Origin of the sequence: Streptomyces bauhiniae, from assembly GCF_004784475.1 — a bacterium.
Taxonomy (GTDB): Bacteria; Actinomycetota; Actinomycetes; order Streptomycetales; family Streptomycetaceae; genus Streptomyces; species Streptomyces seoulensis.
Genome location: NZ_SRRT01000005.1, coordinates 481,027 through 500,428, shown reverse-complemented (window position 1 = coordinate 500,428; position 19,402 = coordinate 481,027). Strand labels below are relative to the sequence as shown.

Genomic DNA, 19,402 nt, shown 5'->3' with positions numbered 1-19,402 from the left:
GCGCCGCGGGGGAGCGCCTCAGACGGGCGGCAGTTCCGCGTTCCGCAGCAGGTCCAGTACGGGCAGCAGCGCGTCCGGACGTTCGGCCGCCGGCAGATGGTCCACGAAGTGCACCCGGCAGCCGAGCGCGGCGGCGCCCCCGTCCGCGGCCCTGTTGTCCCCGACCATCAGCGTGTGCTCGGGCTCGACCCCCAACTCCGCGCAGGCGGCCGCGAACAGGCGGGGGTCCGGCTTGCGTACGCCGTGCTCGTACGACAGCACATACGCGTCCACGTACTTGTCGAGCCCGTGCTTCCGGAAGACCGGGCGCAGGTCCCAGCCGATGTTGCTGACGATGCCGACGGCGATTCCGCGTTGGCGCAGTTCTGCGAGGACTTGGGCCGTGTCGGGGTACGGGGTCCATGCGGCGGGGGTCATGTGGCGGTCGTACAGCGCGTCGTGGAGGTCGTCGGCGGGCAACCGGACCTGCCGGGACAGGCCGGTGTACGCGGCCCGGTGCGACGCGGCGTGGAGATCCCGCTCGGCCCAGGCGCCGGCCAACTCCTCTGGCACGGAGGCCGGTTCGGCGCCGCCGGGCAGCGCGCCCGCGACCTCCAACGCGGCTGCCGCTGCGCTGAGTTGGGGCTCCTCCATCCTGGTGCCGGTCGCCGCGAGGGTGGCGCGCAGCCAGGACTCGGTGGACTCTATGCGGCACAGCGTGCCCGAGAAGTCGAACAACACAGCGGTCATGGGCGGACCTTACTCCTGCGCTCGTGGACCAGTACGGCACCGGCCACCACCAACGCCCCGAACAGCCAACCCCCGAGCACGTCCGAGAACCAGTGCACGCCCAGCCAGACGCGCGTGAGGCCGACGCCGAGTACGGAGACGGTGGCCACGGCGACCGCGCCGTACCAACGGGGCCCACGCACCCCGTGCTCGCGGATCAGCCACAGGAGCAACCCGCACACCACGGTGGCCGTCATGGCGTGCCCGGACGGGAACGCGGCGAAGCGCGCACTGTCCACGGGGTCCGGCCACACCGGGCGCGGCCGCGCGACGCCCGCCTTGATCGCCTGCTGCACCACCGCGGCCACGGCACAGGTGACCAGCAGCCAGAGCGCCGTCCACCAGGCCGCCCTTCTCCAGACCAGCCACAGGGCGACTCCGGCGCAGAGCAGCCGCATGGTCACCGGGTCCCATACCCAGTCGGTCAGCACCCGGAAGGTCTGCGTGAGGTCCCGGTCCCTGACGGCCCAACGGTGAGTGGTGCGGGCGGTGTCTTCGTCCAGGGCGAGAAGGGGGGACCAGTCGATGGCGACGAGGGTGAGGAGCAGGGCGGAGGGGAGGGCCAGGAGGAGGGTGGTTCGGGGGGATTGGCGGGACATGGGGGGATCTTCGTCGATGAGGGGGCTGGGGGCTATGACCCGCGGGCCAGGAGGAGGATCTGGTTCGCGGTGGTGGGGTTGTCGAGGGAGGCTTCCAGGGCCGCGAGGCTTTGCCAGACCCGGTACAGGTGGCCGCTTCTGCCCGTGTGGCGCCACGTCGACTCTTCGACATCGACCATCGCCGCGATGAGTGCAGTGCGGGCGCAGGACAGGGCCAGTGGGTCGCCGGGGACGGTCCGGTCACGTATCGCGGAGAGGAGTTCCGTGACGTCCTCCGTCAGAACGCGCGCCTGTTCAGCCGGATGCTCGATGGCTGTCGATTGGAGGGTGTCGAGCTGCAGACGTAGGGCGGGCTGCGGATCTTCCAGGGCTCGTGGAGAGCGGCGGTCAGTGAGCCTGCTCGCTGCGGTTGCCCGTGCCGTGAGGATGGCGGAAATGGACAGTTCCTCGTCGGTGGCTGACGGGATCTGAGGCCAGCGGATGGTCAGGAAGCGGAAAGTACGCAGGGCCAGACCGAGCACCTGAATGCTGGAGCCGCGGGCGGCGTCGACGGCGAGGCTCAGGGCGAGATCGAGTTCGTGGTCGCGCGACAGCAGAGAGCCGTTCGAAACGACCGCAGTCGCCTGGTCGCGGTCGCCTGTGGGCCTGGAAATCGCTGCTGAGAAAGCGACATCGAGTTCGTGAAGCAAGTATGCGTCGAGCCCTTGGGCATGTTCGAGTGCGCGGTCGAGGTCAAGGCGGTAGGCGTGACGCCACGTGGGCGTGAGGGTGGGAGGGAGGTCGAGGCTCCGGGCGAGGTGACGAACTCGGTTCGGCCCGGCGGCGAAGTCGGACAGGGAGCGGGCGCGAATGACCGAATGGGCGCGGTGGAGGGCACCGGCGAGCAACGGGTCGAGGTACACGGAGATCTCTTGGATCGAGACGGTCTCGACGGCGTGAGCCAAGGTTCGGGCGACATCGAACGCACGCAGGAACGCGAGGGCGCTCTCATGGGCGCCGGTAACGGCCTCTGCGCACAGGCGAAGTTTGTCGATGGCAGCCGCCATGCCCAGGAGGAAGGGCAGTTTCAGCGGGGTCGTGGCCGGGTCCCCGCCCAGCTCGGACGGGTAGGCGAGAGCGGTGGCGAGGACTTTGATCCAGGCGATCACCCGCGTGCGTTGCTGCTCCGGCGTGCCCAGGAGCTGCAGGCAGGGTTTGAGCAGCTCCAGGTCGGCGGACACGATGGCGCTGATCCACTCGGCCGACCTGAGGTAGGGCCAGCCGGCTCCTTCAGGCTGATGAAGGAGCGTCCTGGCGCGTTCCTGTGCCCACACGGTCTGTCCGGCCGGGATGAGAGTCACGGCCGCCGGATCGCCCAGCTCCGCCGGGGTCGGCAGCCGGTAGGTGCTTTCCTCGTCCAGAGCAAGGCAGTTGACCCACTCCACGAAGCGCTCCGCGTCACCCGCCTGCATGCCCACCGCCGCCCCACCGGCGCTCCCTGACGACTGCGGCGGGACGGAATGATGCCGCCTCACCGCCCTCTCCTCATGGACGAACGCCGCATACAACTCGTGCGGAACCGGCCGGGCGCACAACGTGGTCGTGTCGTCGATCCGCACCGTCTCGCGCAGACTCCGCGTCGCCAGGACCTGGGCCATCAGACGCGCCTGCGCGGGGTCGCGGGGCTCGTCGGGGCCGGGCGGAGTCAGCAGGGACTCCAGTCGGCTCCGCGCATCCGGGTCCACGGTCCTCGCCTCCTCCGCACAGTCGAAGGCGAGGGCCAGCGCGGGGACCGCACCGCTGTCCAGGCAGGCGGTGATGACGGGCGTCGCGTCGTTCCCGGCCGACCAGAGCAGGATCGTCTCGCGCCACCACGGTGAGCCGACGTTCGATGTGAGGACGCCGGTGTCCGCGTGCGGAGCGCTGAGCTGGGCCGCTGCCAAGTACTCCTGGAGCGTGAGGTGGGCGAACCCGTACACGTGGTGCTCCCGCTCCACCAGCAGCCCGCTCTTCCGGGCCTCCTCCAAAAACACCTCCGCGCTCACCCGCCCCGGCACCTGCCGCAACGCCAGCCGGATCGCCCGCGCCGCGTCCCGTACGGGCCAGTCCCGCACCCGCGCCCGCATCATCGCCAGCGCGAGATGCTGAGCGACATGCTGCTTGTGCGGCCCGGCAAGCCCCGTTGCGTCGGTGAGACCGCGCGCCTCGGAACGCCGGTGGAGCAGTACGTCACACATCTCGGCGTACAACTCCGCCCGACTGCCCGGAAGTTGGCCTCGGTACCGATGCACATTGGCCGTCATCGTGAGCAACAGCGGGTTCGCCGCCAGGTCGTAGAGGGCCGGCTGTCGGCGGAGGCGGGTCAGGAGGTCGGTGGCGGTGCGGTCGGCGGCCGTATGCGCCTCGGGGCCGGTGGTGCCCCGCGCGCGGCTCTCCGTGGCGTACGACCACTGGCGGAGGAAGCGCTCGATCTGCTCCCAGGTGAACCGGCGGACCTGGAGGACCTCCGCGCCCGGCAGCGGATTCGTCTCGTAACCGTGCGGCCGGGACGTCACCACGTACGTGTTCCGGGGGTGCCGTTGGACCTGCCGGGCGACCCAGGCCACCACCCGGCCGCGTTCCGCCGGGTCGGCGACCTCGTCGAGGCCGTCCAGCAGGACCACGCAGCCGCCCCGGTCGAGACGGCGGGCGAGCCAGCGGGCCGGGACCTTGCCGTCCAGCCAGCCCGCCGAGACGGCCACCGTCTCCAGTGCCGGGGGCTCGTCGGCCAGCAGGGCGGAGGCGTGGTCGCGGAGGTAGAGCAGCACCGGCAGCCGCCGCTTCCACGGCCGCCAGCGGTGTGCGCACAGCTCCAGTGCCGTGTTGCGGGCCAGCGTCGTCTTGCCGGAGCCCGGGCCGCCGATGACCGCCAGGACACGGGACGTCTCCGCACCGTCGCCCTCGCGCAGCACCGAGGCCAGGCTCCTGCGCTCACCGCCGCCGGCCGGACCGACGTACGGCTCCCTGGCCGCCGCGTGCAGGACTTGAGGGACCACGCTGACGTCGACGTACACCTGACGCATCCGGAACACGAACTCGCTCTGCGTGGCGATGCCGACCGTCTCCATGTCCCGCACGCTCGCCCGCAGTTGGCGTAAGTACACCCGGCGGCCGCCGTGGGCCGTCCCCGTGTCGCCCGCGCTCCCCAACTCGGAGTACAGCAGGCTCAACACCGAGACGCACAGCGAGGCATAGAGCCAAGTCCAGCTCAGCTTGCCGTCGTTGAGCACCTGGTTCGTCGCCACGCCCACGGTGACCGCGAGCGCCGCTCCCGCCAGGACGCGTAACGCCGGGCGTACCCCCGTCATCCGACTGCCCCCCCATGTCGTCCACTTGGGACGACAGACCCTAATGCAACGCCCGCAGCCCCGGAACGAAAGCGACGATCACCGGAAGTACCGGTACCAGTGCGGCGGTTGCCGTCAGGCGGAGGCGCTGGGGGGCCGGAAGGCGGGGCGGGGCCGTGAGAAGGCGGTTGACACGCTGGGGGAGTTGGGCCTGGGGCGTGGGGGAGGGGCCGAAGACGCCCCGGTCCTCATTGAGGTCGACCAGGGCGAGGGCGGTGGTGACGCGGCCGAAGCGGCGGGAGGCGGTGTCGTCGGCGGCCAGTTCGACCAGGCGGTGCATCTCGTCGCGGAAGGCGGCGAAGACCCGGACCTGGGGGAAGCCACCGGCCAGGGCGGCGGAGCAGTGCAGCAGCCAGTCGTGCCGGAAGCGGGCGTGGTCCTGTTCGTGGGCGAGCAGGGCGTCCAGACGGCTGCCCTTGAGACGGCGGAGGGCGGCCGTGGTGACCACGAGCTGGGGAGTGGTACCGGGGAGCCAGTACGCGTCCGGGCGGTCGCCCTCCAGGACCACCAGCCGTCCGCCCGGTTCCTCGCCCGGCAACAGGGGCGCTCGCTCCAGGAGTTCGGTCCGGCGCGCCCCTCGGCGGCGCCGCGCGTGCAGCACCTCGCCGGCCAGCATCGCCAGGGTCCACAGCCCTCCGCAGGCCAGCGTCACGGCGGTCGGCGCGGCCCAGGGACCGGCCGCACCGAGGGCGTACGCCTCGACCACCCCGTGCGGAGCCCCGCTGAACAGATGCCCGCGCACCTCCTGCCAGGCCGCCGCCGCGCTCAGTGTCATCGACAGCGCGCAGCACAGCAGGACGGCGGCCACCACGCACTGCCAGGCCCACAGCGCCACCACCGGCTCCCGGTCCGGCCAGTCGGCGCGGGCCAGCAGGCGCGGGGCGGCGACGGAGGTCAGGATGCCGAGCAGCAGCAGTGCCACGGGGACGCTCATGGGCAGCACCCTATGAGCACCGGACCGCTCACCGGCGCCGAAGTGACGCAGACAACTCCCGCGCGCCGCACACCGCTTGAGGTGTCACATCGTCAGAAGCATCGCCAGCATGCCTATCCCCATCGACAGCCGGCACACCCGGGACAGTTCGGTCCGGTCACCCCACGGCACCGAGCCGGGGCCGCCCCGCACGGTCACGGGCGCCAGACGGGCGCCGGTCAGCAGGACGTAGCCGGTGAAGTAGAGCAGCAGCGCGCCCGTCAGCCAGGCTGGGCCGGAGGCGCCGGTGTGGTGGTGGTGAGCCGGGGCGGCGGCCATCAGTACCGCCATGTACACCATCGCCGTACTGCCCAGCAGATGGTGCAGATGGTGGGCGCTCCGCCGCGCCGACCACAGCGCACGCAGGGCGGCCAGGCCGAAGACCGCCGCGTACAGCGGCCACACCCAGCGCGGCGGGGCGAACACCGCCGCCGGTATCGCCATTGCCGCCATCCCGAAGCCCATCAGCGCCTCGCCGCCCGCCGCGCGGCGCTGTTCCTCGACCCCGCTGCGCATCCGCAGCAGGCAGTAGGCGCCGGTCGCCGCGCAGAGCGCGACCAGCAGCCAGGCCGGTGACACCGGTCCGTGCACGCGCACCACCCCCGTTCGACGCCATGTCGAGGGATGCGATGCCCACGCCACGCACAGCGCACGCGAGCGCAAGGGGGTGTACGGGGAGCGTTCACCGGAGCGCGGCGTGTGACCAGGGCGGTTGCGAGGCCGCGATAAGTCTTTTACTGGTGAAACACCTGTTAAATTATTCGTATGAGCAGCCGCCGTCTCCCCCTCGTCCAGGCGCTCCGCCTCCAGGGACCCTCCGCCATCTGGTTCAAGCCCGCTCTGAGCGTGGTCGTGTCGGCGGCCCCGCCCAACCTCCTCCTGCTGGCCCTCGGCCGCCTCGACCTCGCCCTCTACACGATGGCCGGGTCGCTCTGCGCGCTCTACGGCCACCAGCGCCCCTACGCGGCCCGCGCCCGCCTCCTCACCGGGGTCGTGCTCGGCATGACAGCCGGACTCGCCGTCGCCCTGGTCGCCTCGGCGCTCACCCCCGGCCCCGTCGCCCTGGTGCTCGTCGGCGCCCTGCTGGCCGCCGCGCAGAAGACGGTCTGCGAGGCCACCCGTGTCGGGCCGCCCGGCAACGTGGTCGTCACCTTCATCAGCTCCGCCGCCCTGTTCGTCCCGCAGACCCCCGGCCAGGTCCCCGCCCACCTCGGACTCACCCTCGCCGCCGGCGCCTGGGCGTGGCTCGTCTGCATGGCGCCCAGAGTGCTCCGCCCGCATGGGCCCGAGCGGCGGGCCGTCGCCGCAGCCCTCCATGCCGCCGCCGACCTCGCCGACCAGGGCCACGCACCCGCCCACGCGGCCCTGCACACCGCCTGGCAGGCCCTCCGCGCCCCCGGCGTCCGCCCCGACTCCACCCGGCGCGCCCTCGAGAACCTGCTGCTCCGCGCCGAGGCCGCCGACGCCGGCCCCGCCCAACTGCGTGCGTGGGCCCAAGCCCTGCGCGGCACCGGCCCGGTACCGCAAGCGGAAGCCACCAACCCGGTCGACGCCCACCCCCGCCCCGCCCGCATCCCCTTCAAGCACCTGGCCCCCATAGCCACCCGCACTGCCCTGGGCTGCGCGCTGGCCGGTCTGGCCGCCCTCTCCCTCGGCGTGGGCCGCCCCTACTGGGCCCTCGTCACCGCCGCCTCCCTCTACCAGGCCAACGTCACCCTCACCTGGCACCGGAGCGTCCAGCGCGTCGTCGGCAACCTCCTCGGTGTCCTCGTCTTCGCCGCGCTCACCCCGCTGACCCATCTCCACCCCGTCACGCTCGTCCTGTGCTGCCTGGCGTGCAGCTTCGGCGCGGAGGCGCTCATCGCCCGCAACTACTGGCTCGGTACGGTCTGCGTCACGCCCATGGCGCTGCTCATCACCGAGTTCACCCATCTCCAGGACCCGGGCCTGCTGATCACCCAGCGGGTGCTGGACACCCTGGTCGGCGCGCTGGCCGGGTTCGCCGCCGCCGTGATCGTCACCAACCGGCGGGCGGGTGACCGCGTGCACGACGCCCTGACCGCCGTCGAGAGCGCCAGCGCGCATACCGAACACCTGCTGGCCCACCCCGCGCCCCACGCCCTCCCGGCCGCCCGCCGGGCCCTCGCCGTCGCGCTGACCGACCTGTACGCGACCACTGCCGCCGCGCAGGGGGAGTGGTGGCAGCGGCCCTTCCCCGCCGAACGCCTCGCGCTCGCCGAGCAGGCCGGACACCGTACGCTCGCGGCGGCGGTGCGGCACCGAGCGGTCGCACCCTTGAAGCAGGACCTGACGCAGGACTGACCCGGCACCACGGAGGACACACGGCCATGACCGACACGGGAGACCAGCGCCCGAGGACGGACACCGTCGCCTCGGTCGTCCGGCAGTGGCGTGCCGTGCACCCCGCGCTGGACACCGGGCCCATGGAGGTCATCGGCCGGATCAACCGCTGCGCCGCCCTCCTCCAGCAGGCCGAGGACGCCCCGCTGCGGCGGGCCGGGCTCAGCAGGGCGGAGTTCGACCTGCTGGGCGCGCTCCGCCGTACCGGGCACGAGCTGACGCCGGGGGAGCTGGCGCGGGAGACCTTCTCCTCGGGGGCGGCCGTGACCAAGCGGGTCAAGCAGCTCACCGAGCGCGGACTGGTCGAGCGGCGCGGCGACACCCGTGACCGCCGCGTCTCCCACCTCCGCCTCACCGACGCCGGCCGCGACCTCGTGGACGGCATCCTGCCCGAGCAACTCGCTTACGAGGAGGCGGTGTTGTCCGTACTGAACCCCGACCGCCAGGACGAGCTGTCCGGCCTGCTCGCCGGTCTCCTCGACGGGCTGGAGGGCCGGCTGGGCGCCCTGCGCGGCTGACGGAGGGCCGTCAGATCCCCGGCCGGTACCGCAGCGGATGGTCCGCCGGAGTCTCCACCAGCACGATCGGGATGCCGTCCGGGTCGGCGATCCACATCTCGATCAGCCCCCACGGCTCCCGGACCGGCGCCCGCACGATCTCCACGCCCTCGGCCGCCAGCTCGTCGTGCGCCGCGGCCGCGTCCGGCACCTGGAGCCAGAGGCACACCGACGGGGCGAGCGGGGTCTCCGAGCGCCCGGAGAGTTCGAGGAAGCCGCCGCCCAGGAAGTAGACGGTCCCGCGCTCGGGCCCCTCCCCGAACTCGCGGTAGACGGCAAGCCCCAGTTGTCCGCCGTAGAAGGCACGGGAGCGCTCGGGGTCCGTGGGGCGGATGAGGGTCCGGCTGCTCAGTACATGCACCATGCGAGCGGAGCCTAGCCGCCCGACTAGGCTCGTCCCTGTCGAGCCGCGCCCAGATCGGAGTACACCCCATGGAGACCCCCACCGGACCGACGTTCCGTGACGCCACCGACGCCGATGTGGACGCCCTCGTCGCGCTCGTCGAGTCGGCGTACCGGGGGGACGCCAGCCGGGCCGGGTGGACCACCGAGGCGGACATACTGGACGGGCAGCGCACCGACCCCGAGGGGGTGCGCCAGGTCATCAAGACGCCGGACAGCAGGCTGCTCGTGGTGGAGCGGGAGGGCCGGATCGTCGCCTGCTGCCAGCTCGAACACCGGGGCACGTACGCCTACTTCGGCATGTTCGCGGTCAGCCCCACCCTCCAGGGGTCGGGCCTCGGCAAGGCGGTCATGGCGGAGGCGGAGCGGCTGGCGCGGGCCGACTGGGGCGCCACCGAGATGCACATGACGGTGATCTCGGTCCGCGACGACCTGATCGGCTGGTACGAGCGCCGGGGCTACCGCCGTACGGGTGAGATGACCCCGTTCCCGTACGGCGACGAGCGCTTCGGCATCCCGCGCCGCCCCGACCTTCGCTTCGAGCTGCTGGTCAAGCCGCTGGTGTGAGCGCCTAGGCCGTGAAGCGGCCGGTGCGCTTGATGTCCGGGAGGTCGGTGGTCGCGCCGTCCAACTGGAGGGCGCGCACCAGCCGCAGCTCGTCCTGGGTGTTCACCACCCAGGCGAAGACCCTGAGGCCCGCCGCACGCGCCCTCTCCACGACCTCCAGCGTCAGCCGGCGGACGTCCAGACAGAGGGTCGCCGCGCCGACCGCGACCGCGCGGTCCACCACCTCCGGGCCGTAGTGCTCGGCCACCAGCGCGGTGCGCACCCCCGGCACCAGCCGGGAGATCTCGGCGAGCGCCTCGTCGTGAAAGGAGATGACCTCCACGCGGGAGACCAGGTCCCGCCGCAGCATCACCTCCGCCAGCGCCTTCGCGGCGGCCACGTCCTTGATCTCGGCCTGGACCGGCGCCCGGACCGCGTCCAGCACCTCTTCGAACACCGGCACCCGCTCGCCGCGCCCCGCGTCCAGGGCGCGCAGCTCCGCGAGGGTCTTCTCGGCGATCTGCCCGGTGCCGTCCGTGGTCCGGTCCACGGCGGCGTCATGCATGACGATCAGCGCACCGTCCTTGCTCAGGTGCAGATCGAGTTCGATCAGGTCCAGCCCGGCCTGCTCGGCGGCGGCGAAGGAACGGAGCGTGTTCTCGGGCTCGACACCCATGACCCCACGGTGCCCGATGGTAAGGAAGTTCAAGGTTCAACTCGCTTCCGTCGACGGCGGATCGGCTTCTCGCGGACCCGACGGAGTGTCGTCGTCCGCACGCCTGGCTCGCAGCCTAACGGCGATGCCCTCACCTGGGCGATCGCGAAGTCACCGGCGCGGCGCCGGATGCTTTGTGGCCGGATCGGGGCATCCGGTCACGCTCCCGGACCGCCTCACCACCCGCAGCGAAAGTGAGCGCGGTCACGGTTTGAGGCGGGAAAAACAGCGGTGACCATGCGGCCGCGCAGAATAATTTCCCGAGCCCCCTCTTGTTCGGCAAAACGGGGTATGCATACGGTGTCCATACGCGAGGTTCTCCCGTGGAGGATGGGACATGACGGAAATTCTTGTGCAGGCCGGTCCGGAGGGACAGGTTCCTTCGCTGACCAGGGTGGTCGAGCACCCGGCGTGGCCCGTCCTCAAGGGCGCGGTGGAGCAGATCCGGCCATGGCAGGCGAAGGACGGCTCGATCGACTTCACCGCCGAGGGCGCCCCCGAGCGGGCCGAGGCCGAGGCGGCCGTGGGCCGGGTCGTGGACGCGGTGGAGCAGCTCTCCCCCCTGGTCCCGCACGACGCGGCGTACCACCGCGCGCTCGTGGCCGACCTGCGCCGCTGGGCCGAGGGCGGCTTCGAGGTACCGGACTTCCTGGACTCGCTGCTGGCCTTCCAGCCGGCGGCCAACCGCGCGGACGGCCTCCAGCACCTGGTCGTCTTCCCGATGTACACGCAGAACGGCAACCCGGACCGCAACCTCGAGGCGGTCGTGCTGCGCATGGTCTGGCCGGACTGGCTGGCCGAGCTGGAGCGCACCCGGTACGACAACCCGCTGTTCTGCGGCATCACCTTCGAGGACTTCACGGCCGGGTACGACACCAACTCCGCCGTCCTCTTCCCGGAGACCATCGCCGTCCGCGAGGCGCCGGAACGTTTCTCCTGGGGTGGCATCTTCTGCGACCGCGAGGCCGCCCGCTTCCGCCGGGTCACCGACGCCGCCGTCGGCATCCTGGGCCTGGAGCTGCCCGAGGACATCGCCGCGATGGTGCACGACCAGAAGCGCTGCGAAGAGGCGTTCGTGCTCTGGGACATGGTCCACGACCGCACCCACAGCCACGGCGACCTGCCGTTCGACCCGTTCATGATCAAGCAGCGCCAGCCGTTCTGGATGTACGGCCTGGAGGAGCTGCGCTGCGACCTCACCGCCTTCAAGGAGGCCGTGAAGCTGGAGTCGGACGGCGTCCCGCAGGCCCGTGACGTGCAGTACGCGGTGCTCTTCGACCGGATGTTCCGCTTCCCGGTCACCGGCGACCGCAACCGCAACTACGACGGGCTCGGCGGCCAGCTCCTCTTCGCCTACCTGCACAAGCACGACGTGGTCCGCTGGACCGACAACAAGCTCGCCATCGACTGGGAGCGCGCCCCGCAGGTCACCAACCAGCTCTGCGCCGACATCGAGCAGCTCTACCGCGACGGCATCGACCGCCCCAAGCTGGTCCACTGGTTCGCCGGGTACGACCTCGTCGCCTCCTACCTCTCCCCGCACCCCGGCTCCACGTGGGCCAAGGGCCCCGACGCCCTCGACCTGAGCCTGCCGCCGCGCAAGCTGGTCGACGACGTGCTCCCGGACGAGTTTCCGCTGAGCATGTTCTACGAGGCACTGGCCAAGAAGCTGAAGAATGTGATCGCCGAGACCAAGGGCATCACGGCGGACGGCGCCGAGCGGATCGCCGCGTGAGCGACCGCCGGGACGACACGGCAGTGGGAGAAGGGAAGACGATGCAGAACGGGGCTCTTCGGGGCGCGGTGATCGCGGTCGCCGGTGCGGGCGGACCGGCGGGACGGGCCACCCTGATCAGGCTCGCCGAGGCGGGCGCGACCGTGGTCGGCGCGGACAACGACCCGGCCCGGCTGGCGGAGGCCGTGGACGCGGCCCGCTACGCCAACGGCGGCGCCACCGTCACCGGCGAGACGGTCGACCTGCTCGACCTGGACTCCACCCGCGCCTGGGCCGCCGGTATCGAGAAGGAGTTCGGCCGCGTCGACGGCCTGGTCCACCTGGTCGGCGGCTGGCGCGGCGGCGCCAAGTTCGACGACACCGACCTGGCCGACTGGGACCTGCTGGAGAAGCTGCTGATCCGCACCGTCCAGCACACCTCGCTGGCCTTCTACGACGCGCTCCAGCGGGCCGGCGACGGCCGCTACCTGCTGATCAGCGCCGCCGGCGCGTCCAAGCCGACCGCTGGCAACGCCGCGTACTCCGCCGCCAAGGCCGCGGCCGAGGCGTGGACGCTGGCCATGGCCGACGGCTTCCGCAAGGCGGGGGGCGAGGACGGCCCGCAGGCCGCGGCTGCCATCCTGGTAGTGAAGGCGCTGGTGCACGACGCGATGCGCGCGGAGCGCCCAGGCGCGAAGTTCGCGGGCTTCACGGACGTCAAGGAGCTGGCCGAGGCCATCGAGGGCGTCTGGGGCAGGCCCGCCGCCGAAGTGAACGGAAACCGTCTGTGGCTGACCGAGAAGCCGTGAACCCTCCCAGGACCGACGCCCGTCGTCACCACGACCCGCAGGTCCGCGGTTTCGCCAGCGACAACTACGCCGGTGCGCACCCCGAGGTGCTCGCCGCCGTGGCCCTGGCCAACGGCGGCCACCAGGTCGCGTACGGCGAGGACGAGTACACCGAGAACCTCCAGCGGATCATCCGCAGCCACTTCGGCGCGACCGCCGAGGCGTTCCCGGTGTTCAACGGCACCGGCGCCAACGTCGTGGCGCTCCAGGCGGTCACCGACCGCTGGGGCGCGGTGATCTGCGCCGAGAGCGCGCACATCAACGTGGACGAGGGCGGCGCGCCCGAGCGGATGGGCGGGCTGAAGCTGCTCACCGTGCCGACCCCGGACGGCAAGCTCACCCCCGAGCTGATCGACCGGCAGGCGTTCGGCTGGGACGACGAGCACCGGGCGATGCCCCAGGTCGTCTCGATCACCCAGTCCACCGAGCTGGGCACCCTCTACACGCCGGACGAGATCCGCGCGATCTGCGAACACGCCCACGCGCACGGCATGAAGGTGCACCTGGACGGCTCCCGGATATCCAACGCCGCCGCCTCCCTGAACGTCCCCATGCGGGCGTTCACCAACGCGGTCGGCGTCGACATCCTCTCGCTGGGCGGGACCAAGAACGGCGCCCTGTTCGGCGAGGCGGTCGTCGTCATCAACCAGGACGCCGTCTCGCACATGAAGCACCTGCGCAAGCTGTCCATGCAGCTCGCGTCCAAGATGCGCTTCGTGTCGGTGCAGTTGGAGGCCCTGTTCGCCAAGGACCTCTGGCTGCGCAACGCCCGGCACGCCAACGAGATGGCCCAGCGGCTCGCCGAGGGCGTCCGCGCGGTGCACGGCGTGGAGATCCTGCACCCGGTGCAGGCCAACGGCGTCTTCGCCCGGCTCCCGCACGACGTGAGCGTCCGGCTGCAGAAGCGGTTCCGCTTCTACTTCTGGGACGAGGCGGCCGGTGACGTCCGCTGGATGTGCGCCTTCGACACCACCGAGGACGACGTCGACACCTTCGTGGCGGCGCTCAAGGAGGAGATGGCCCGCTGAGGGCCTCCGTAAGACGCAAGAACGGCCCGGCCGGACGGTGCATCGTCCGGCCGGGCCGTCGTCGTCTCACAGGGCCTCGGCCGCGCGCAACTGCTCGTTCGTCGGGGCCGTGCCGCCCAGGTGGGCGGGGAGCCACCAGGAGTCCTCGGCACCCTTCGGGCGGGCCGGGTAGGCGCGCTGAGCGGCGTCCAGCAACTCCTGGACGCGCTCGCGCAGCCGGCGGGTGATCGCGCCCGCGTACTGCTCGCGCGACGCCTCCAGCGCCTCGCCGACCCGCATGGTGATCGGGGTGTGGCTGCGCTTGAAGTTGCGCGGCTGGCCCTTGGTCCACAGCCGCTGGGTGCCCCACAGCGCCATCGGCACCAGCGGCACGCCCGCCTCCTGGGCCAGGCGCGCGGCACCGGACTTGAAGCCCTTCAGCGTGAAGGACTGCGAGATCGTCGCCTCGGGGAACACCCCGACGATCTCCCCGGCGCGCAGCGACGCCAGCGCGTGCGCGTACGCCGTCTCGCCCTGCTCGCGGTCGACCGGGATGTGCTTCATGCCGCGCATCAGCGGGCCCGACACCTTGTGCCGGAACACCGACTCCTTGGCCATGAACCGCACCAGGCGCTTCTGCGGCAGCGCGGCCAGGCCGTTGAAGATGAAGTCCAGGTAGCTGATGTGATTGCTCACCAGCACGGCACCGCCGGTGCGCGGGATGTTCTCCGACCCCTGGCAGTCGATCTTGAGGTCCCAGACCTTGAACATCGTCTTGGCGAGACCGACGACGGGACGGTAGACCAGCTCTGCCATAAGCGGGGTGGTCCCTTTCTGCTCTGCTCGGGAAAGGGGGCTCCCGGCGGGAAGTTACGGAGCCGTAGGTTTACGGCTCTCGCAGATCGTGCCCCAAGAACGGGCGGGTGACCAGTCCTGGTGCCCGGTGGCGGCGAGATCCTCGTCACGTCCGCCCTCGACCCCCTCTTTCGGAGGCGGGGAATCCATTCGGCCCTCGATGTGCTGGTGTTGAGGACGGATCGGGCGAGCGGTGCCGCGGTGGCGGCAGGGTGGAGGAGACGGGTGCGCGGGGCGGACGACGGACGGCGGCTGACGGCGGCCGAACTCGGCGGCGAACCGGGGGAGCGGGCCACCCTCGTGCAGTTCTCCTCCGCCTTCTGCGCGCCCTGCCGGGCCACCCGGCGCACCCTCGCCGAGGTCGCCCGGATGGTGCCCGGCGTCGCCCACGTCGAGATCGACGCGGAGGCCCGGCTGGAACTCGTGCGCGAACTCGGCATCCTGAAGACCCCCACCGTGCTCGTCCTCGACGCGGGAGGCGCGGTCGTGCGGCGCGCCCAGGGGCAGCCACGCAGGGCCGATGTCATCGCCGCGCTGGGCGAGGCCGTGAGCGGGCGGCACGATGGCTGAGCGCTCCCGGGCGCCACGGCGGCGACTTGACTGCGCCCGCCGTCTGTCGTCAGCCTGGCCCGGTGCCGATCGAACACCTTCTCGCCGGACCGGTCGTCCCCAGCGGCCCGGCCCGCCTCGGGAGCGCCCGCTGCCGGGGCCGTTGAACAGCACCGGACCCCATCAGCTCGCCCCCGTCAGCAGAAGGACGACCCCATGACGGCCACCCCCGGCCTCGGTTCCCGTCAGCCCGCCTCGCCGGACCTGCTGCGTTCCGTCTTCCGCCGGCACGCCGCCGGTGTCGCGGTGATCACCGCGCGCGGCGAGCACGGCCCGGTCGGCTTCACCGCCACCTCGCTCAGCTCCGTCTCCGCCGAGCCGCCGATGATCTCCTTCGGCATAGGCACCGGCGGGTCGAGCTGGCCCGCCATCCAGCGCACCGACCATGTCGGTGTGCATCTGCTCGCCGAGCACCAGAGCGAGCTGGCCGCCACCTTCGCCCGCAGCGGCGCCGACCGCTTCGGGGCGTCCACCGCGTGGCGCGAGGGGCCCGAGCGTGTGCCGGTACTGGACGATGTGCTGGCCTGGCTGGTGTGCCGGATCGTGGGGCGGGTACCGGCCGGGGACCACCGGATCGTGCTCGCCGAGGTGCTGCTCGGCGACCCGTCCGGCGACGGCCGCCCGCTGCTCTATCACCAGGGACGCTTCAACGCCCTGCGGGACTGAGCGGGTTGGGGCCCGGCTCTGCGGAGCCGTCGGGTTCCGGTTACGCTGCGTTGCGAAGGTCACAGTTCAAAGCGCTTGCTTAGCGGGCATGAACTGGATGTACTGGTGAGTAATATTTCGGTCGGAGCGCACCGACGCCCCGAGCGGGATCAGCCGCTTGAGGCGCCTATGCTGCACTTCAAGAGGCAGCCCGGAAAAGACGATGCAGTAGGAGAGCCGGCGTGAGCTTGAGGATCGTTGTCACTGTGAAGTACGTGCCCGACGCCACTGGCGACCGGCACTTCGCCGATGACCTGACCGTCGACCGCGACGACGTGGACGGTCTGCTCTCCGAACTCGACGAGTACGCGGTGGAGCAGGCCCTGCAGATCGCGGAGGATGCGGACGACGCCGAGGTCACCGTGCTGACCGTCGGCCCCGAGGACGCGAAGGACGCGCTGCGCAAGGCTCTCTCGATGGGCGCCGACAAGGCGATCCACGTCGAGGACGACGACCTGCACGGCACCGACGCGCTCGGCACCTCGCTGGTGCTGGCCAAGGCCATCGAGAAGGCCGGTTACGACCTGGTGATCTCCGGCATGGCCTCCACCGACGGCACCATGGGTGTCGTTCCGGCGCTGGTCGCCGAGCGTCTGGGCGTGCCGCAGGTGACCCTGCTCTCCGAGGTCTCGGTCGAGGACGGCACCGTCAAGGGCCGCCGCGACGGCGACGCCGCCTCCGAGCAGCTCGAGGCGTCCCTGCCGGCCGTGGTCTCCGTGACGGACCAGTCGGGCGAGGCGCGTTACCCGTCGTTCAAGGGCATCATGGCGGCCAAGAAGAAGCCGGTGGAGTCCTGGGACCTGTCCGACCTCGACATCGAGGCGGAGGAGGTCGGTCTCGAGGGCGCGTGGACCAAGGTCGAGACCGCGACCGAGCGCCCGGCGCGCACCGCGGGCACGATCGTCAAGGACGAGGGCGAGGGCGGCAAGCAGCTCGCCGAGTACCTCGCGGGCCAGAAGTTCATCTAAGGCCCCGCACCCCGCCGACCGCCCCTCAACTTCGTTACGCAGGAGAGCAATCCCATGGCTGAAGTCCTCGTCTACGTCGACCACGTGGACGGTGCCGTCCGCAAGCCCACCCTGGAGCTGCTGACGCTGGCCCGCCGCATCGGCGAGCCCGTCGCCGTCGCCCTGGGCAACGGCGCCGCCGACACCGTCGCCGCCCTCGCCGAGCACGGCGCGGTGAAGGTACTCACCGACGACGCGTCCGAGTACGCCGACTACCTGGTCGTCCCCAAGGTCGACGCGCTCCAGGCCGCCGTCGAGGCCGTCTCCCCGGCCGCCGTGCTGGTCCCGTCCTCCGCGGAGGGCAAGGAGATCGCCGCCCGTCTGGCGCTGCGCACCGGCTCCGGTCTGATCACGGACGCCGTCGACCTGGAGGCCGGGGCCGAGGGTCCCGTCGCCACCCAGTCGGTGTTCGCCGCGTCGTACACCACCAAGTCCCAGGTCACCAAGGGCACCCCGGTCATCACGGTCAAGCCGAACTCGGCCGCCGTGGAGGCCGCCCCGGCCGCCGGCGCGGCCGAGGCGCTGTCGGTGACCTTCTCCGCCCAGGCGACCGGCACCAAGGTCACCAGCCGCACCCCGCGCGAGTCGACCGGCCGCCCGGAGCTGACCGAGGCCGCGATCGTGGTCTCCGGTGGCCGTGGCGTCAACGGCGCGGACAACTTCGCGCTGATCGAGGCCCTCGCCGACTCGCTCGGTGCCGCCGTCGGCGCCTCGCGTGCCGCCGTCGACGCCGGCTGGTACCCGCACACCAACCAGGTCGGCCAGACCGGCAAGTCGGTCTCGCCGCAGCTCTACATCGCCAACGGCATCTCCGGTGCCATCCAGCACCGCGCCGGCATGCAGACGTCGAAGACGATCGTCGCGGTCAACAAGGACCCCGAGGCCCCGATCTTCGACCTGGTCGACTACGGCGTGGTCGGCGACCTCTTCGAGGTCGTCCCCCAGCTCACCGAGGAAGTCAAGACCCGCAAGGGCTGACCCCTTCGCCGCCGAACGAGGCCCCCGCGACCGACACGGTCCCGGGGGCCTCGCCCTTTGTTGACCCGTCGGAATCCCCCTGGATACCGTCCCTCAACGGTTTGTTGAGACCGGAGGGGTGTGGGATGGGTCGGCAGGAGCAAGTCAGGACGAGTCTCGGCGGCGAGGTCGGCAAGGAGGTCGACGGGCTTCTCGCGCCCGTCGACGCCGAGTTGGCGCTCCGGTACCCCGGCGATCCCGGCACGCGTCAGCCCGTGCACACCGTGTACGTGCCGGGCGATGTCTTCGGCGCGGGCACCGTACGCGACTGGGGCGACCGGGCGCTGGCCGCGCTCGACGAACACGCCCCGGACGCGGGCTCGTTCGGTGCCGTGCTCGGGCTGGACGGGGAACTCGCCGGGCCGGTGTACGAGCGGGTCCGGGCCAAGCTGGAGCGCGAACCCGTGGAAGACCTGCGGGTCGACTTCGAGGACGGGTACGGGCACCGGCCGGACGCCGAGGAGGACGAGGACGCGGCCCGCGCCGCCCGGCTGCTCGCCGAGGACGCGCCCCCGTACCTCGGTGTGCGGGTGAAGTGCATGGAGGCGGGGGTGCGCGAGCGGGGCATCCGTACGCTCGACGTCTTCCTCACCGGGCTGCTGGCGGCCGGCGGGCTGCCCAAGGGGCTGAACCTGACGCTGCCGAAGGTGACGTACGCCGAGCAGGTCGCGGCGTTCGCCCGCGTACTGGACGCCTTCGAGCGGGCGCACGGGCTGGAGGCCGGGCGGCTCGGCTTCGAGATCCAGATCGAGACCAGCCAGGCCATCCTCGCCACGGACGGCACCGCCACCGTCGCCCGCATGATCCAGGCGGCCGGAGGCCGGGCCACTGGACTGCACTACGGCACCTTCGACTACAGCGCCGCCCTCGGGGTCTCCGCCGCCCACCAGGCACCCGACCACCCCGCCGCCGACCACGCCAAGGCGGTGATGCAGGTCGCGGCAGCGGGCACCGGCGTACGCGTCTCGGACGGCTCCACCAATGTGCTGCCGGTCGGCCCCACCGCGCAGGTGCACGACGCCTGGCGGCTGCACTACCGGCTCACCCGCCGCGCCCTGGCCCGCGCCTACCACCAGGGCTGGGACATGCACCCCGGCCATCTCCCCACCCGGTACGCGGCCGTCTTCGCCTTCTACCGCGAGGGGTTCGCCCAGGCGGCGGCCCGCCTCGCCGCCTACACCGCCCGCACCCAGGGCGATGTGCTGGACGAGCCCGCCACCGCGCGGGCGTTGAGCGGTTACCTGCTCCGGGGACTGCACTGCGGCGCCCTCGACAGCGCGGAGGTGACGGCCGCGAGCGGGCTGAGCCGGGCCGAGCTGGAGAACCTGGCGGCCCTCCGGCCCCAGTAGCGGGT

Annotated in this window: 19 protein-coding genes; 11 read left to right on the top strand and 8 right to left on the bottom strand. The window is 71.9% G+C overall.

The genetic code is table 11. The features are described 5' to 3' along the window. Positions 1-18 precede the first annotated feature (18 nt). From E5083_RS19175 to E5083_RS19155, 5 genes are all read right to left on the bottom strand, one after another. Positions 19-729 (bottom strand): HAD family hydrolase, encoded by a 711-nt coding sequence (locus tag E5083_RS19175; RefSeq protein ID WP_135786918.1) that lies wholly within the window; start codon positions 727-729, stop codon positions 19-21. Then, a complete protein-coding gene (locus tag E5083_RS19170; protein WP_135786917.1) occupies positions 726-1,367 on the bottom strand; it encodes a phosphatase PAP2 family protein in 642 nt (213 codons plus the stop codon). The genes E5083_RS19175 and E5083_RS19170 overlap by 4 nt, the downstream gene beginning before the upstream one ends. A 32-nt stretch (positions 1,368-1,399) precedes the next feature. Beyond that, positions 1,400-4,693, bottom strand: coding sequence for an NACHT domain-containing protein (locus E5083_RS19165; RefSeq protein WP_135786916.1), 3,294 nt, complete (start codon positions 4,691-4,693; stop codon positions 1,400-1,402). Positions 4,694-4,733: 40 nt separating this feature from the next. Next, positions 4,734-5,666, bottom strand: a complete 933-nt coding sequence (locus E5083_RS19160; RefSeq protein ID WP_135786915.1) for a M56 family metallopeptidase — start codon at positions 5,664-5,666, stop codon at positions 4,734-4,736. A gap of 84 nt (positions 5,667-5,750) precedes the next feature. Beyond that, the gene (locus E5083_RS19155; RefSeq protein WP_135786914.1) at positions 5,751-6,296 is read right to left on the bottom strand and encodes a DUF5134 domain-containing protein; all 546 of its coding nucleotides are present in this window, start codon (positions 6,294-6,296) and stop codon (positions 5,751-5,753) included. A gap of 174 nt (positions 6,297-6,470) precedes the next feature. On the opposite strand from E5083_RS19155, the gene E5083_RS19150 reads away from it, so the two are divergent. Together E5083_RS19150 and E5083_RS19145 are read left to right on the top strand one after the other, a co-directional pair. Next, positions 6,471-8,027: an FUSC family protein gene (locus tag E5083_RS19150; RefSeq protein WP_208754086.1), complete on the top strand. Its 1,557-nt coding sequence runs from the start codon at positions 6,471-6,473 to the stop codon at positions 8,025-8,027. A 26-nt stretch (positions 8,028-8,053) separates the two neighbouring features. Beyond that, positions 8,054-8,584 (top strand): MarR family winged helix-turn-helix transcriptional regulator, encoded by a 531-nt coding sequence (locus E5083_RS19145; protein WP_135786912.1) that lies wholly within the window; start codon positions 8,054-8,056, stop codon positions 8,582-8,584. Between the two features lie 10 nt (positions 8,585-8,594). Here the strand turns inward: E5083_RS19145 and E5083_RS19140 are convergent, their stop codons facing one another. Then, complete coding sequence (locus tag E5083_RS19140) at positions 8,595-8,987, bottom strand: VOC family protein (RefSeq protein WP_135786911.1); 393 nt, start codon at positions 8,985-8,987, stop codon at positions 8,595-8,597. Positions 8,988-9,055: 68 nt separating this feature from the next. On the opposite strand from E5083_RS19140, the gene E5083_RS19135 reads away from it, so the two are divergent. After that, a complete protein-coding gene (locus E5083_RS19135) occupies positions 9,056-9,592 on the top strand; it encodes a GNAT family N-acetyltransferase (RefSeq protein ID WP_135786910.1) in 537 nt (178 codons plus the stop codon). 4 nt (positions 9,593-9,596) lie between these two features. Here E5083_RS19135 and E5083_RS19130 read toward each other — a convergent pair whose 3' ends face one another. Then, a complete protein-coding gene (locus E5083_RS19130) occupies positions 9,597-10,280 on the bottom strand; it encodes a glycerophosphodiester phosphodiesterase (RefSeq protein WP_135786909.1) in 684 nt (227 codons plus the stop codon). A 343-nt stretch (positions 10,281-10,623) separates the two neighbouring features. Between E5083_RS19130 and E5083_RS19125 the strand changes: the two genes are divergently transcribed. Genes E5083_RS19125 through E5083_RS19115 form a run of 3 tightly spaced genes read left to right on the top strand, consistent with a single transcriptional unit; the run spans position 10,624 to position 13,876 of the window. After that, positions 10,624-12,021 (top strand): DUF6421 family protein, encoded by a 1,398-nt coding sequence (locus tag E5083_RS19125; RefSeq protein WP_135786908.1) that lies wholly within the window; start codon positions 10,624-10,626, stop codon positions 12,019-12,021. Between the two features lie 41 nt (positions 12,022-12,062). After that, a complete protein-coding gene (locus E5083_RS19120; protein WP_135787054.1) occupies positions 12,063-12,809 on the top strand; it encodes an SDR family NAD(P)-dependent oxidoreductase in 747 nt (248 codons plus the stop codon). Then, positions 12,806-13,876, top strand: a complete 1,071-nt coding sequence (locus E5083_RS19115; protein ID WP_135786907.1) for a threonine aldolase family protein — start codon at positions 12,806-12,808, stop codon at positions 13,874-13,876. The genes E5083_RS19120 and E5083_RS19115 overlap by 4 nt, the downstream gene beginning before the upstream one ends. Before the next feature lie 66 nt (positions 13,877-13,942). Here E5083_RS19115 and E5083_RS19110 read toward each other — a convergent pair whose 3' ends face one another. Then, on the bottom strand, positions 13,943-14,671 hold the full coding sequence (locus tag E5083_RS19110; RefSeq protein WP_135786906.1) for a lysophospholipid acyltransferase family protein: 729 nt from the start codon (positions 14,669-14,671) through the stop codon (positions 13,943-13,945). 204 nt (positions 14,672-14,875) lie between these two features. On the opposite strand from E5083_RS19110, the gene E5083_RS19105 reads away from it, so the two are divergent. The 5 genes from E5083_RS19105 to E5083_RS19085 all read left to right on the top strand — a co-directional run bounded on the left by E5083_RS19105 (position 14,876) and on the right by E5083_RS19085 (position 19,397). Then, a complete protein-coding gene (locus tag E5083_RS19105) occupies positions 14,876-15,280 on the top strand; it encodes a TlpA family protein disulfide reductase (protein ID WP_244317581.1) in 405 nt (134 codons plus the stop codon). A gap of 195 nt (positions 15,281-15,475) precedes the next feature. After that, positions 15,476-15,985, top strand: a complete 510-nt coding sequence (locus tag E5083_RS19100; RefSeq protein WP_135786904.1) for a flavin reductase family protein — start codon at positions 15,476-15,478, stop codon at positions 15,983-15,985. A gap of 221 nt (positions 15,986-16,206) precedes the next feature. Next, complete coding sequence (locus tag E5083_RS19095) at positions 16,207-16,992, top strand: electron transfer flavoprotein subunit beta/FixA family protein (protein WP_135786903.1); 786 nt, start codon at positions 16,207-16,209, stop codon at positions 16,990-16,992. 54 nt (positions 16,993-17,046) lie between these two features. Next, positions 17,047-18,009: an electron transfer flavoprotein subunit alpha/FixB family protein gene (locus tag E5083_RS19090; RefSeq protein ID WP_135786902.1), complete on the top strand. Its 963-nt coding sequence runs from the start codon at positions 17,047-17,049 to the stop codon at positions 18,007-18,009. Between the two features lie 125 nt (positions 18,010-18,134). Then, positions 18,135-19,397, top strand: a complete 1,263-nt coding sequence (locus E5083_RS19085) for a DUF6986 family protein (protein WP_135786901.1) — start codon at positions 18,135-18,137, stop codon at positions 19,395-19,397. The last annotated feature ends 5 nt before the right edge of the window (positions 19,398-19,402 follow it).